This window comes from Streptomyces sp. NPDC014894, from assembly GCF_043080985.1.
GTDB lineage: Bacteria > Actinomycetota > Actinomycetes > Streptomycetales > Streptomycetaceae > Streptomyces.
Map to the genome: position 1 here is coordinate 259,890 of NZ_JBIBWD010000006.1, position 13,959 is coordinate 273,848.

At 74.6% G+C, this 13,959-nt stretch carries 8 protein-coding genes and 1 pseudogene; all 9 read left to right on the forward strand.

Going from position 1 to position 13,959, the window contains the following annotated elements:
- Positions 1-131: 131 nt before the first annotated feature.
- Positions 132-3,842 (forward strand): BTAD domain-containing putative transcriptional regulator, encoded by a 3,711-nt coding sequence (locus ACF089_RS17005; protein ID WP_392026798.1) that lies wholly within the window; start codon positions 132-134, stop codon positions 3,840-3,842.
- Between the two features lie 174 nt (positions 3,843-4,016).
- Entirely contained in the window at positions 4,017-4,430 is a 414-nt protein-coding gene (locus ACF089_RS17010) for a cell division protein SepF (RefSeq protein ID WP_392026799.1), read from the forward strand.
- 56 nt (positions 4,431-4,486) lie between these two features.
- Positions 4,487-5,683 (forward strand): ATP-binding protein, encoded by a 1,197-nt coding sequence (locus tag ACF089_RS17015; protein ID WP_392026800.1) that lies wholly within the window; start codon positions 4,487-4,489, stop codon positions 5,681-5,683.
- Between the two features lie 266 nt (positions 5,684-5,949).
- Positions 5,950-6,258 carry a nucleotide pyrophosphohydrolase gene (locus tag ACF089_RS17020; RefSeq protein WP_392026801.1) on the forward strand — a complete coding sequence of 103 codons (309 nt, stop codon included), beginning with the start codon at positions 5,950-5,952 and terminating at the stop codon, positions 6,256-6,258.
- A gap of 198 nt (positions 6,259-6,456) precedes the next feature.
- A pseudogene (locus ACF089_RS17025) lies at positions 6,457-6,957 on the forward strand (DUF6099 family protein); the annotation flags it as partial.
- 522 nt (positions 6,958-7,479) lie between these two features.
- Positions 7,480-8,403, forward strand: coding sequence for an LLM class F420-dependent oxidoreductase (locus tag ACF089_RS17030; RefSeq protein ID WP_392026802.1), 924 nt, complete (start codon positions 7,480-7,482; stop codon positions 8,401-8,403).
- Positions 8,404-8,408: 5 nt separating this feature from the next.
- Positions 8,409-9,335, forward strand: coding sequence for a homocysteine S-methyltransferase (gene mmuM, locus ACF089_RS17035; protein ID WP_392026803.1), 927 nt, complete (start codon positions 8,409-8,411; stop codon positions 9,333-9,335).
- A gap of 300 nt (positions 9,336-9,635) precedes the next feature.
- The gene (locus ACF089_RS17040) at positions 9,636-11,306 is read left to right on the forward strand and encodes a 3' terminal RNA ribose 2'-O-methyltransferase Hen1 (protein WP_392026804.1); all 1,671 of its coding nucleotides are present in this window, start codon (positions 9,636-9,638) and stop codon (positions 11,304-11,306) included.
- Complete coding sequence (locus ACF089_RS17045; protein ID WP_392026806.1) at positions 11,303-13,885, forward strand: polynucleotide kinase-phosphatase; 2,583 nt, start codon at positions 11,303-11,305, stop codon at positions 13,883-13,885. The genes ACF089_RS17040 and ACF089_RS17045 overlap by 4 nt, the downstream gene beginning before the upstream one ends.
- Positions 13,886-13,959 lie beyond the last annotated feature (74 nt).

A 13,959-nucleotide genomic window follows, 5' to 3' on the forward strand; every position in this document is an offset into this window, starting at 1 on the left:
CGCCTTCAACCCCGGGCAGACTGGCAAACTCCCAGGTACTACCGGCCACAGCCTGGCCATGCCCTTGCCATCCGCTTGCCACATGGCAAGCGATTGCAGAGGATGCAGGACATGACCGATGGATGCGTGGCATGAGTGATGGGGGAATGCGGTTTCGCGTTCTGGGGGGACTGGAGTGGCACTCCCAGGGCGTTTCGCTGACGATCGGCCGTCGCCGGGAGAGACTGCTGCTGGGTTTACTGCTGCTCGACATCGGACGGGTGGTCCCCGACCACCGGCTGATCGACCTGCTCTGGGACGAGAGGGAACCGCCGTCCAGCGCACGGGGCAGCCTCCAGGTCCATGTCTCGCGTCTGCGCGGCCGCTTCCTGGAAGCGGAAGCCGAGAGTCATGGCTTTGTCCTCGCCCGAGCCAGCGACGGATACCTGCTCGAAGGCGATCCGCTCGCCGTCGATCTGCATCGATTCCGCAGTCTGGTGCTCCAAGCGGAACGAACGGATGACGCTCAGGAGCGACTTCGGCTGATCGAGCGCGCCCTGGGCGACTGGAGCGGGCCGGTGCTCGCCGGCACCGCGTCGGACGGGCTGGTCCGCCGTCTCGGCACCGGCTTCGACGAGCTGTATCTCTCCGCCATCACCCAGCGCGCCGAGGCCCGGCTCGCGCTGGGCCAGCGCGGACTGCTCCTGGAGGAGCTGGCCAGGGCCACGGCGGAGCACCCCCACCACGAACGCCTTGCCATGCTGCGGATGGTGGCGCTCTATCGCGCGGATCACCGCGGGGAGGCGCTGGAGGTCTACAACGAGACCCGGGCCCGGCTCGCCGAGGACCTCGGGCTCGATCCGGGCGCCGATCTGCGCAGCGTCCACGGCCGCATACTGCGCGCGGACACCGCCCTGCTCGACGCGTTCGCGGTGCCCGGCCAGGACCGCGGCACGGCCGCCGAGCAGCGCGCCCGGCAGAGCCGTACCGGGCAGGAAGGACCGGCGCACGGAACGGCCCGGCACGGCCGGACGAACTGGCGGCACGGCGACGGCGGCGGAGTGGACCCCGACCGTCCGCCGGGCGGCGCGGACCACGGCCGCCCGCCCGGCGACCGTACCGCCGACGGGCGAAGCGCCCATGTCCGCAACGGCCGTGACGGACGGTCGTGGCCCGCCGACCGCCGTGACGGGGCCTATGACGGCGGACACCGCGACGACCGCCCCTGGGACGCGGACGGCCGCGAGCCCCGCTCCTGGGACGCGGACGACCGCGAGACCCGTACCTGGGGGGCCGACGACGGCGGCTCGTGGGAGCGCGCGGAACCGGTCCGCGCGCCCGACGGCGGCGACGCCCGCGGCCGGGCGGCGGCACGGGAGGGGCCCGCCGGGGCCTTCTGCCCGCAGGGCCCCGACACCGCCTTCGGCCGCACCGAGGCCGAGACCGTGCAACGCGTCTCCCGCACCGGCGCCTTCATCGGCCGCGCCCATGAACTGGAACGGCTGACCGCGCTCGCCGCGAGCGCGCGCGGCGGCTCGGGCGTCGTCATGATCGTCGGCCCGGCGGGCAGCGGGAAGACGGCCCTCGCCCTCCAGTGGTGCCGGGGCGCCAACGACGAGTTCCCCGACGGCCAGCTCTTCCTCGATCTGCGCGGCCACAGCGACGAGCGGCCGATGAGCACCAAGGAGGCCCTCTCCGGCATGCTCAGGGCGCTCGGCATGCCCTACCAGGACATCCCCTCCGACCTCGCGGTGATGACCGAGCTGTATCAGCGCACCCTGGCCGGGCGGCGCGTGCTCATCGTCCTCGACAACGCCGAATCGGCGGACCAGGTACGGCAGCTGCTGCCGTACGAACCGGGCTGCCTCGCCCTCGTCACCAGCCGCAACCGGCTCGGCGCGCTGATCGTCAGCCATGGCGCGGCGATGCTGCCGCTGCGCCCGCTCGCCTCCGACGAGGCCGAGGAGCTGGTCCGCCGCGTCGTCGGCGCGGACCGGGCCGCCGCCGAGCCCGAGGCGCTGGCCGAACTCGTCGCCATCTGCGGACGCACCCCGCTGGCCCTGCGGATCGCGGCGGCCAATCTGGCGCTGCGCCCCGACTTCCGGATCGCCGACCACGTCCGCGATCTGCGCTCGGGCAATCCGCTGGAGAGCCTGGCCGTCGCGGGCGACCCCGACTCGGCCGTCCGCCGAGCCTTCGAACTCTCCTACCGGCGTCTCGACCCGGAGGCCGCGGAGGCCTTCCGGATGCTGGGCCTGCTGCCGGGACCCACCACCACCGTCGCCGCCGTCGCGGCCCTGCTGGGGCGCTCCCCGGGCTCCGCGTACCACCTCCTGGACCGGCTCTTCGCCGAGCACCTGGTGGAGCGCAACGACCAGGAGCGGCTGCGGCTGCACGATCTGATCTGGTGGTACGCCCGGCTGCTCGTCGACGCCGAGAAGCAGCGGACGGTCCATCAGGAGGCCCGCCGACGGCTGCTGCACTGGTACACGGCATCGGCGGACGCGGCGGCCCGGAGCCTGTATCCGCAGATCCTGCGGCTGGAGGTCGACGGGCTGGAGCCGGGGGCGCGCCCGGAGACCTTCGAGGAACCGGAGCTGGCCGCCGCCTGGTTCGACGCCGAGCACATGGACCTGGTCCGGCTGATCGAGGCCGAGGCGACGGCCGAGCGGGATCCCTGCCCCGCAGTGTGGATCCTCGCGGACACCCTGCGCGGCTACTTCTGGCTCCGCCGCAACGCGGAGACCTGGATCGCGATCGCCACCGTCGGGCTGCGCGCGGCCCATCGGGCCGAGGACGTCCGGGGGCAGGCCGCCGCCCATCAGAGCCTGGGTCTCGCCGCCTTCACCAAGGGCGATCTGGAGCTGGGCCGCAGCCATTTCGAACAGGCCATCGAGCTGGCCCGGCGGGCCGACTGGGGTGTGTGCGAGTCGGTCGCGCTCTCCAACCTGGCCGGAATCTCCGCCGATCTGGGGCTGCTGAGCCAGGCCGCCGAGTACTACGACCAGTCGATCACCATCGACCGCAGGCTGCGGCGCACACCGCACCAGCCGCTCCAGGGGCTGAGCGAGGTCCTCTACGGAATGGGACGTCTCCGGGAGGCCGAGCGGCTCTGCCGGCGGGCGCTCGCCCTCTCCCGGAAGATATCGGCCCCCGACAGCATCGCCCGGATCAGCACCACGCTGGCGCTGATCTCGGTGGACCTCGGCGAGCTGGAGACCGCCCACGAGCTGGCCTCGGCCTCGCGCAAGGGGTTCCAGGCCATCGGGAATCTGGCGGGCGAGGCGGAGGCGGTCTGCGCGCTCGCCATGATCGCGGCCGAGGGCGGCAACGGGCCCGCGGCGCTCCGGTCCGGTCTCGTCGCCTGCCGGCTGAGCCGGGCCGCCGGCCGCCCGCGCCTCAAGATGGAGGCGATGCTGGCGATGGGTCACGCCCGCTACCAGCTGGGACAGTTCGCGCGGGCGTACGAGCACTTCCGTATCGCCCGTTCCATCGCCGAGGAGATCGGCTATCTCAAGGGCCGCACCATGGCCCTGCTCGGCCTCGGGGTCTGCGCGGTCCGCTTCGGCGACGAGCTGGAGGCGCTCTGCCACGCGGGAGCGGCGCTCGCCCTCGCCCAGGAGTCCCAGCTGCGGCTGCTGGAGGGGCAGGCGCAGACGGTCGTCGCGCTCGCCCGGGTGAGCCGCGGGGACGCCGCGGCGGCGGGCCAGGCCGCCCGGCAGGCGGAGGCCATCCACATGGCGACCGGGTACCGGCCGGTGCGATCGCCGTACGGAGGACCGGTCGGCGGCTTCGACCCGGCCGAGAGCCAGGAGTCGTTCCGGCGCTGGCAGGCGGTGCTGGAGGGGGAGCCGAGTCCGTGATCCCGGCGCGTTCGGGGGCCGTCGTCCCGGTGGGCGGGGGCCCGTCCGTCCGCACGGTTTGAGAGGATCGCCTCTTCCGCCGGGAAGGAGCGGGTCCGGCATCCGAAAGATTCCGTGCCCGCCCCGTCCGTGTCGGTGTTGGGCTGAACGGGTGAGGCGCGCGAGGATGGACATATGAGTAGGTACGAGAGGTACGACGCCACCGACGAGCAGTGGGAGGGCCTGGCACAGGTCGTTCCCCTGCGCGGCCGCAACGAGTGGCCGTCGAGGATCGACCACCGCGCCGTTCCGGACGACGCGGCCGCCGAACAGCGCCGGATGGTCGTGCTGCGGGTGCAGGTGTTCTCCGACGCGCGCGAGGTCGCCGACTACCTCCTCGCGCAGATCCCGGTGCTGCTGGATCTGACCAGCGCGGACGGCGATGTCGCCAAGCGCATCCTGGACTTCAGCAGCGGTGTCGTCTTCGGCCTCGGCAGCGGGATGCACCGCGTCGACCGCAATGTGTTCCTGCTCGCCCCCAGCGGCACGGAGGTCGACGGGATGGTGGAGACCACCGACACCTTCACCCGGTCCGTCCCCCGTTCGTAGGAAGGCCCGGGAGACGGAACGGTTCGGCGTACGGCGCGCTGCGTACCGTCCGCCGCATGGACACCGAGTCGCATCCTCCCGCCCGTCCGCTGCCCGCCCGCGCGCTTCCCGGCCGCCCGCCGTCCGGAGGCGCATCGGCCCTGCGGCCCGCCGTCACCGAACTGCGGCTCTCCGCCTTCGGACCGCACCGGGGCCGTACGCTTCCGCTCGCCGCCCTCACCCTGCTGACGGGCCCGAGCGGCTGCGGCAAGTCGAGCGCCTTATCCGCGTACGAGGCTCTGGCGCGGCTCGCCTCGGGCGACCGGCTGCGCCGCGCGTTCCCCGACCCGGGGCGATGCGTCCCGGAGCGGGCGGACGCCGACGCGCAGGGGAGGCGAGGATTCCGTATCGGCTGTACGGCCGACGGCCCCGCCGGGCCCGTACGGCTGGACCTCGCCGTACAGGCGGAGCCCGAACTGCGCATCGTGGGCGAGCGGCTGACCTGCGGCGGGCGGACCCTGCTGGCCACCGCGCTGCGCGATCCGCGGCGGCCCTCGGTGGAGGCCGCCTGGCACACGGCCGGCTCCGCGCGCATGACCCGGGCGCCGCTGCCCGACGACCGGCTCGGCACGGCGCTGCTGCCGCTGCGCGTGGCGGGCCGTACGGAGGGCCAGCTGCGGGTCCTCGCGGCGGCCGAGCAGACGGTGGTGGCGCTGCGTTCGGCCTTCTGCTGCGATCCGCAGCCGCCCGGGATGCGCGGGCCGGTGCCGCTGGAGGACGGCCTGCTGCGGCGCGGCTGCGACAACCTCGCCGAGGTGCTGCACCGGACCCGTGCGCAGTGCACCGGAAGACACGCCCGGCTGGCCGCTGCGGCGCGCGCCGGGTGCGCGGGGGACGTGGTCGACCTGGCCGTGGAGGAACTCGCCGACGGCACGGTACGGGCGCTGCTCGCGCGCGGCGGCCGGCGCGGGCCCACGCCGCTGGGGCGGCTCGGTGACGGCGAACTGCGCTATCTGGCGCTCGCGCTGGTGCTGCTCACCGGCCCCGGGGTGCTCGCCATGGACCAGCCGGCCGAGGTGCCGGCCGCCTGCCAGTCGCTGACCGTCCTCGCCGACGGATTCGACCGCTGCCTCGATCCGCGCCAGGCCCGTGAACTGGTGTCGCTGGCGGCGGAGATGGCGGGACGCGGACGGGTGCGGCTCGCGGGGGCGGTCGCCGACGCGTCCTTCGCGCGGGGGGTGGCCGGGGTGACAGTGGTAGATCTGGTGTCGTGACGAGTACGGACGGACGGGCGAACGACAGCGGATCGAGCACGGGGCGGGAGGTGGGGGCGGACGGCACCGGGGCCGGTCCTGGGGCTGGGCCTGGTCCTGGGGCCGGTCCCGGGGCCGGGCGGGCGACGGGGCCGGGCGGCGGCTCCGGGGACGGCGCGCGGGGGCCCGGTCCGGGCGGTCCGGGCCGGGCGGGCGGCGGCTCCGGGGCGGACGGGGGTGTTCCGGGGCGCGGTGACGGGCGGCCGGGGGAGTCCGGGCCGCCGGACGTGGCCGCGCTCCAGCGCAGACTGGCGGAGTTCGCGCGGGCGCGCGACTGGGGGAGGTTCCACACCCCGAAGAATCTCGCCGCTGCGCTCAGCGTGGAGGCGTCCGAGCTGGTGGAGATCTTCCAGTGGCTCACCCCCGAGCAGTCCGCGCGGGTGATGGACGAGGAGGAGTCCGCGCACCGGGTGCGGGACGAGGTCGCGGACGTGCTCGCGTATCTGCTCCAGCTCTGCGATGTGCTCGGGGTGGACGCGCTGGAGGCGCTCTCCGACAAGATCGACCGAAATGAGAACCGCTTCCCGGTGACGTGAGTTCGGGGTGGGAAGAGGGAGAAACCGGACCTCCTGGCCCGTCGATCAAGAAAATGTCACTCTATGGAGTCATGGATCTCTCCACAATCGACTTGCTGTCCACAAATTCCCGAATTCCTCTGGCGTTTGGGCTCAAGTGGCCTCACTCTGGGTAATGGAATGAGTGGGCAGTAAGTCGTACGAACGGGGGCGCCGTCCATGGATGCGGAGCGACTCATCTTCGCGAGCCGGCACACGCTGGCGCAGTGCCGGGCAGTACCGGACATCGTCGCGGAGGCCTGGCAGGCCCAGGCCCTCGCCCAGGCGATCGGCGGTCGCCTCGCCGTGTACGGGCCGCCCGAGCTGAGAGGCGAGGCGCGCGGGCTCGCCGAGACCGGCGCACGCGGAGTGGGAGCGCTGGACCACCCGGGTGTGCGCAGCGGCGGCATCCGGGCGGCGCGGCTCTCCGGCATGGCCGACACCCGCGCGACCCTGCTGGCGCTGGGAGCGCTCCTCGGCGAGGTCGGCATCGCCCTCGTCGCCGTCGCGTGCGCCACCGACGAGGAGGGGCTGTACTGGCAGTGCGTCGAGGCGACGGACGCGGCCGACGAGTCGAGCGACCGGATCCGCACCATGCTGCGCAAGCTAGCGGTCCGGGACGCGGGCCGCGGCCGGCCCCCCGACACGAGCCGCGGCCGCCCTCCCGACACGGGACGGGGCCGGTCCGGCGCGGGCGTCGCGTGGTCCGGTCGGGCGGGCGTCTCCCGCGCCCAGGGAGCGTCCGCCTCGCGCGGCGCGCCCCGGCCCGCGGACGGCTCGGGGCCGCCCGGCTCCTGCGGCTCCGCCGACCCGATGGCCCTGCTGGAGATGCCGGACGTGGCGGGTTCGGCGGCGCGCCCGTCCTGAGCGCGCCGGGTCTGTTCGGTGCGCCGCCGGTGGTTCGGCGCGGTCCGGGGTGACGGTTCTCACCCGGCGCGGCTCATCGGCCGGTCGGCCGTGCGGTCGCCGCCCGCCGCCTGTTGTTCCGGTTCGCCGTGCGCCCGCCGTGTGCAGGTTCGCCGAGTGCCCGCCGTCTGCCCTCCCGGCGCGTGGTCGTCGGTCCGGTCCTCCCCGGACGGCGCCTCCCCGCCCGCTCGCGCCCGCGCCGACCCGCCCGGGGCCGCCCGGCGGGCACGGGGACGCGGCCGCCCGGACGGCGAGGACGGCGCGGTCGAGTGCGCGTGAACGGTGCAGGATGGGAGCATGGATCTCCGAATCTTCACCGAGCCCCAGCAGGGCGCGAGCTACGACACCCTGCTCACCGTGGCCAAGGCCACCGAGGACCTCGGCTTTGACGCCTTCTTCCGCTCCGACCACTACCTGGCCATGGGCTCCGCCGACGGACTGCCCGGCCCCACCGACGCCTGGATCACCCTGGCGGGCCTCGCCCGGGAGACCAGCCGGATCCGGCTGGGCACCCTGATGACCGCGGGCACCTTCCGGCTCCCGGGTGTGCTGGCCATCCAGGTCGCCCAGGTCGACCAGATGTCGGGCGGCCGGATCGAGCTGGGCCTCGGCGCGGGCTGGTTCGAGGAGGAGCACAAGGCCTACGGCATCCCCTTCCCGAAGGAGAAGTTCGCCCGGCTGGAGGAGCAGCTCGCGATCGTCACCGGACTGTGGGCCACCGAGCCCGGGAAGACCTTCTCCCACGAGGGCGCCCACTACCGGCTCACCGACTCGCCCGCCCTGCCCAAGCCCGTCAACGGCAAGGTGCCCGTCCTGATCGGCGGGCACGGGGCCACCCGCACCCCCCGGCTGGCCGCCCAGTACGCCGACGAGTTCAACATCCCGTTCGCCTCGATCGAGGACAGCGAGCGGCAGTTCGGCCGGGTCCGGGCCGCCGCCGAGAGCGCCGGCCGCCCCGCCGACGACCTGGTGTACTCCAACGCGCTGGTCGTCTGCGTCGGCAAGGACGACGCCGAGGTCGCCCGCCGTGCCGCCGCCATCGGCCGCGAGGCGGACGAGCTGCGCACCAACGGGCTCGCCGGATCGCCCGCCGAGGTGGTCGACAAGATCGGGCGCTACGCCGCCACCGGCTCGTCCCGGATCTACCTCCAGGTGCTGGACCTCGACGATCTGGACCATCTGGAGCTGATCTCCTCCCAGGTCCAGTCCCAGCTGGGCTGAGTCCGGTGCGGCCCGCCCGGGCGCTCGCCGCCGCCCTCGCCGAGGGCCCCCTCGTCCTGGACGGAGGGCTCTCCGGACAGCTGGAGGCGCAGGGCTGCGACCTCTCCGGCGGTCTGTGGTCGGCCCGGCCGCTGAGGGAGGACCCCGGACAGATCGAGAGGGCGCACCGGGCCTTCGCGCGGGCGGGCGCCCAGGTCCTTACCACCGCCACCTACCAGGCCACCTTCGAGGGCTTCGCCCGCGCGGGCGCCGGGCGCGCCGAGGCGGCCGCGCTCCTCGCCCGGGGCGTCGGACTGGCGCGCGCCGCCGGGGAGGGCCCGGCGGAGGTGTGGGTCGCGGCCTCCGTGGGACCGTACGGCGCGATGCTCGCCGACGGCAGTGAGTACCGGGGCCGGTACGGGCTCTCGGCGCGCGAGCTGGAACGGTTCCACCGGCCCAGGATCGAGGCGCTGGCCTCGGCGGGCCCCGACGTCCTCGCGCTGGAGACGGTCCCCGACGTCGACGAGGCCGAGGCGATGCTCGCGGCGGCCGAGGGCTGCGGGGTGCCGGTGTGGCTCTCGTACACCGTCGCCGGCGGGCGCACCCGGGCGGGACAGCCGCTGACGGCCGCCTTCGAACTGGCCGCGGGCCGCGATCAGGTGATCGCCGTCGGGGTGAACTGCTGCGACCCGGCGGAGGCGGAGCGAGCCGTCGCCCTCGCGGCGGCCGTGACCGCCGGACCCGTGGTGGTCTACCCCAACAGCGGGGAGCGCTGGGACGAGTCCGCGCGCCGCTGGCGGGGCGGGTCCGTCTTCGACCCCGGCGCGGGACCCCGCTGGGCGGCGGCGGGCACCCGGCTGATCGGCGGCTGCTGCCGGGTGGGCCCCCGGGAGACCGCCGCGCTGGCCGCCCGGATCCGCCCGAAGGGCACCGCCCCGCCCCACCCGGCTTGATCCGATCGGGCGCACCACCCCTGCCCCGCCGTTGGGCCGGGCGCTCCACCCCCGCCCGGCTTGATCCGATCGGGCGCTCCATCCCTGCCCGGCTTGATCCGATCGGACGCTCCACCTCCGCCCGCCTGATCCGGCCTGGCGCTCCACCTCCGCCCGCCTGATCCGGCCGGGCGCTCCGGCTCCGTCCCGCCGGATCCCGCCGGGGCGCCGGCTGCCCGGCCCGATCCGCCCGAAGGGCCCCGCTCGGTCCGTACCGGAAAATCCCTGGGCGGAGTGGGTGAATCCGGCCATAATCGAACGGTGTTCTTGACGATCAGTACGACCGGCACCCCCGAACTGCCCGCCACCGACCTCGGCTTCCTGCTGCACAAGCATCCCGAGAAGGCGCAGCGGTTCTCCACGGCGCACGGAACGGCGCACGTCTTCTACCCCGAGGCGACCGCGGAGCGCTGCACCGCCGCGCTGCTCCTGGAGGTCGATCCGGTGGCGCTGGCGCGGCGCGCCAAGGGCAGGGCCAAGGGCAGGGGCGGCGCGCCCGACGCGGCGCTCGCGCAGTACGTCAACGACCGGCCCTACGCGGCCTCCTCGCTGCTCTCCGTCGCGCTCGGCAGCGTCTTCGGCTCCGCCCTGCGCGGTGTCTGCGCCGCCCGCCCCGACCGGGCCGAGGCCGCGCTGCCGCTGCGGATCGAGGTCCCGGCGATGCCCGCGCGCGGCGGCGCCGATCTGGTGCGGAGGCTGTTCGGGCCGCTGGGCTGGAGCACGGTCGAGGCGCTCCCGGTGCCGCTGGACGAGCGATTCCCCGAGTGGGGCGACTCCCGCTACGTCCGGCTGGCGCTGGAGGGCGAGCTGCGGCTCGCCGACGCCCTGCGCCAGCTCTACGTCCTGCTGCCGGTCCTCGACGACAGCAAGCACTACTGGGTCTCGCCCGACGAGGTCGACAAACTCCTCCGCGCGGGCGAGGGCTGGCTCGCCGGCCACCCCGAGCAGGAGCTGATCACCAGCCGCTATCTGGCCCGCCGCCGGGTGCTGACCCGGCAGGCCGCGGAACGGCTCGAACTGGTCCGGCTGGCCGAGGCGGACGATCTCGTCGTCGAGGACGTGGACAACGCCGTCGACGAGAGCGCCGACACCGAGGAGACGCCCGTCCCGCTCGCCGTGCGGCGGCGCGAGGCGATTCTCCGGGTGCTGCGCGAGAGCGGCGCGAGCCGGGTCCTGGACCTGGGCTGCGGACAGGGCCAGCTGGTGCAGGCGCTCCTCAAGGACGTCCGGTTCGGCGAGATCGTCGGCGTCGACGTGTCCGCGCGGGCGCTGGCCGCCGCCGAGCGGAGGCTGGGACTCGGCGGACTGGGCGCGCGCCAGGCGGCCCGGGTCTCGCTGACCCAGGGCTCGCTGACCTATACCGACAAGCGGCTGACGGGCTATGACGCGGCCGTGCTGAGCGAGGTCGTCGAACATGTCGACCCGCCCCGGCTGCCCGCGCTGGAGTACGCCGTCTTCGGGTCCGCCCGGCCGGGCACGGTGATCGTGACCACGCCGAACGTCGAGTACAACGTCCGCTGGGAGACCCTGCCCGCGGGCCGCGCCCGCCACGGCGACCACCGGTTCGAGTGGACCCGGGCGGAGTTCCGCGGCTGGGCGTCCGCCGTGGCCGGGCGGCACGGGTACACCGTCGTGTTCGAGCCCGTGGGCCCGGACGACCCCGAGGTGGGACCGCCCACCCAGATGGGCGTGTTCACCCGCGTGGACGGCGCGCGCGGCGGACCGGCCCCCGAGGACGCCCGACAGCACGAGGACGCCCGGCCCCAGGACAGAGCCCCCGAGGACGCCCGGGGCGAGCACACCGGCCACAGCGAGCACACGGGTCGTACCGACCACGCCAGCCGCACCGGCCACAGCGAGCACACAGGGCGTACCGACCACACCGGGCGCACCCGGCACACCGAGCAGAAGAAGCAGGCGAAGGCCGCATGACCGGGACCACGAACACGACCACCACCACCGCTCCGGCGAAGCGCGTGCTCCCGGTGACCGATCTGTCCCTCGTCGTCCTCGTCGGCGCGACCGGATCCGGCAAGTCCACCTTCGCCCGCCGTCATTTCAAGCCCACCGAGATCCTCTCCTCCGACTTCTGCCGGGGGCTCGTCGCCGACGACGAGAACGACCAGGGCGCGAGCGGCGACGCCTTCGACGTCCTGCACTACATCGCGGGCAAGCGGCTCGCGGCGGGACGGCTCACCGTCGTCGACGCCACCAATGTGCAGCCCGAGAGCCGCCGTCAGCTGGTGCGCCTCGCCCGTGAGCACGACGTGCTGCCCATCGCCATCGTGCTCGACCTGCCGGAGGCGGTGTGCGCCGAGCGCAACGCGGCCCGCCCCGACCGGGCCGGTCTGCCGCGCCATGTCATCCAGCGCCACCGGCGCGAACTCCACCGCTCCCTGCGCGGCCTGGAGCGCGAGGGCTTCCGCAAGGTCCACATCCTGCGCGGGGCGGAGGAAGCGGAGTCGGCCGAGGTCGTCCTGGAGCGCCGCTACAACGACCTCACCCATCTGACCGGCCCCTTCGACATCATCGGCGACGTCCACGGCTGCAGCTCCGAGCTGGAGACCCTGCTCGTCAAGCTGGGCTACCGCGGCGGCGTGCACCCCGAGGGCCGTACGGCGGTCTTCGTCGGCGACCTCGTGGACCGGGGCCCCGACAGCCCCGGCGTCCTGCGCCGGGTGATGTCCATGGTGGCCGCGGGCCACGCGCTCTGCGTCCCGGGGAACCACGAGAACAAGCTCGGCCGTCATCTCAAGGGCCGCAACGTCCGTCTGACGCACGGACTGGCCGAGACCGTCGAGCAGCTGGAGCGGGAGGACGCCGTCTTCCGCGAGCGGGTGGCCGAGTTCATCGACGGACTCGTCAGCCACTACGTCCTGGACGGCGGCAGACTGGTCGTCTGCCACGCCGGGCTGCCCGAGAAGTACCACGGCCGCACCTCCGGCCGGGTCCGCTCCCACGCGCTCTACGGCGACACCACCGGCGAGACCGACGAGTTCGGCCTGCCCGTGCGCTATCCCTGGGCCGAGGAGTACCGGGGACGCGCCGCCGTGGTCTACGGCCACACCCCCGTGCCCAGCACCTCCTGGATCAACAACACCATCTGCCTGGACACCGGAGCCGTCTTCGGCGGCCGGATGACCGCCCTGCGCTGGCCCGAGCGCGAGCTGGTCGACGTACCCGCCGAGAAGGTCTGGTACGAGCCGGTCCGACCGCTGCTCACCGAGGCCCCGGGCAGCCGGGAGGGACGCCCGCTGGACCTCGCCGACGTACGGGGCCGGCGGGTCGTGGAGACCCGGCACCTGGCCCGGGTCGCCGTCCGCGAGGAGAACGCGGCGGCCGCGCTGGAGGTCATGAGCCGGTTCGCGGTCGACCCCCGGCTGCTGCCCTATCTGCCGCCGACGATGGCCCCCACCGCCGCCTCGAAGGAGGACGGCTATCTGGAGCACCCGGCGGAGGCGTTCGCGCAGTACCGCGCGGACGGCGTCGCCCGTGTCGTCTGCGAGGAGAAGCACATGGGCTCGCGGGCGGTGGCGCTGGTGTGCCGCGACGCCGACGCGGCCCGTGAGCGCTTCGGCGTCGACGGACCCACCGGCGCGCTCTACACCCGTACCGGCCGGCCGTTCTTCGACGACGAGAGCGTCACCGAGGAGATCCTCGGCCGGCTCAGGGCGGCCGTCACCGCCGCCGGGCTCTGGGACGAACTCGCCGCGCCCGGCTCCGGGACGGGCGGCTGGCTGCTGCTCGACGCCGAGCTGATGCCGTGGTCCCTGAAGGCGTCCGGGCTGCTCCGCTCGCAGTACGCGGCGGTCGGCGCCGCCGCGGGAGCCGTCCTCCCGGAGGCCGCCGCGGCCCTCGAAGCCGCCGTCGCGCGCGGTGTGGAGGTCGAGGGACTCCTCGCCGAGCAGCGGGAGCGGGCCGCCGACGCCGCCGCCTTCACCGAGGCGTACCGGCGCTACTGCTGGCCCACCGAGGGCCTGGACGGGGTGCGGCTCGCGCCCTTCCAGATCCTCGCCGCGCCGGGGCGCTCGCTCGCCGCCGAGCCGCACGACCGGCAGCTCGCCTGGCTGGACCGGCTGGTGGAGCACGACCCCACCGGTCTGCTCCGGGTCACCCGCCGGCTGGTGGTGGACACCGGCGACGAGGAGTCCGTGCGGTCCGGGGTCGACTGGTGGCTGGAGATGACCGCCCGGGGCGGCGAGGGCATGGTCGTCAAACCCCTCCAGGCGCTCGCCCGGGACGGGAAGGGCCGGCTGGTGCAGCCGGGCGTCAAGGTCCGGGGCCGGGAGTATCTGCGGATCGTCTACGGCCCCGAGTACACCCGCCCGGACCGGCTGGAGCGGCTGCGCGACCGGTATCTCCACCACAAGCGGTCGCTGGCGCTGCGGGAGTACGCGCTCGGCCTGGAGGCGCTGGACCGGCTGGCCGACGAGGAGCCGCTGTGGCGGGTCCACGAAGCGGTCTTCGCCGTGCTGGCCCTGGAGTCGGAGCCGGTCGACCCCCGGCTGTGAGCCGCCGCCCCGCCCGCGCGGCGCGCCCCGGCCGGGGGCCGCGTACGGGCGGGGGCGCGGCCGGTCCGGCCGCG

What these genes read in the sequence shown, in the direction of transcription:
- ACF089_RS17005 (WP_392026798.1), top strand. Translation starts at nt 132, where the DNA reads ATGAGTGATGGGGGAATGCGGTTTCGCGTTCTGGGGGGACTGGAGTGG.
- ACF089_RS17010 (WP_392026799.1), top strand. Translation starts at nt 4,017, where the DNA reads ATGAGTAGGTACGAGAGGTACGACGCCACCGACGAGCAGTGGGAGGGC.
- ACF089_RS17015 (WP_392026800.1), top strand. Translation starts at nt 4,487, where the DNA reads ATGGACACCGAGTCGCATCCTCCCGCCCGTCCGCTGCCCGCCCGCGCG.
- ACF089_RS17030 (WP_392026802.1), top strand. Translation starts at nt 7,480, where the DNA reads ATGGATCTCCGAATCTTCACCGAGCCCCAGCAGGGCGCGAGCTACGAC.
- ACF089_RS17045 (WP_392026806.1), top strand. Translation starts at nt 11,303, where the DNA reads ATGACCGGGACCACGAACACGACCACCACCACCGCTCCGGCGAAGCGC.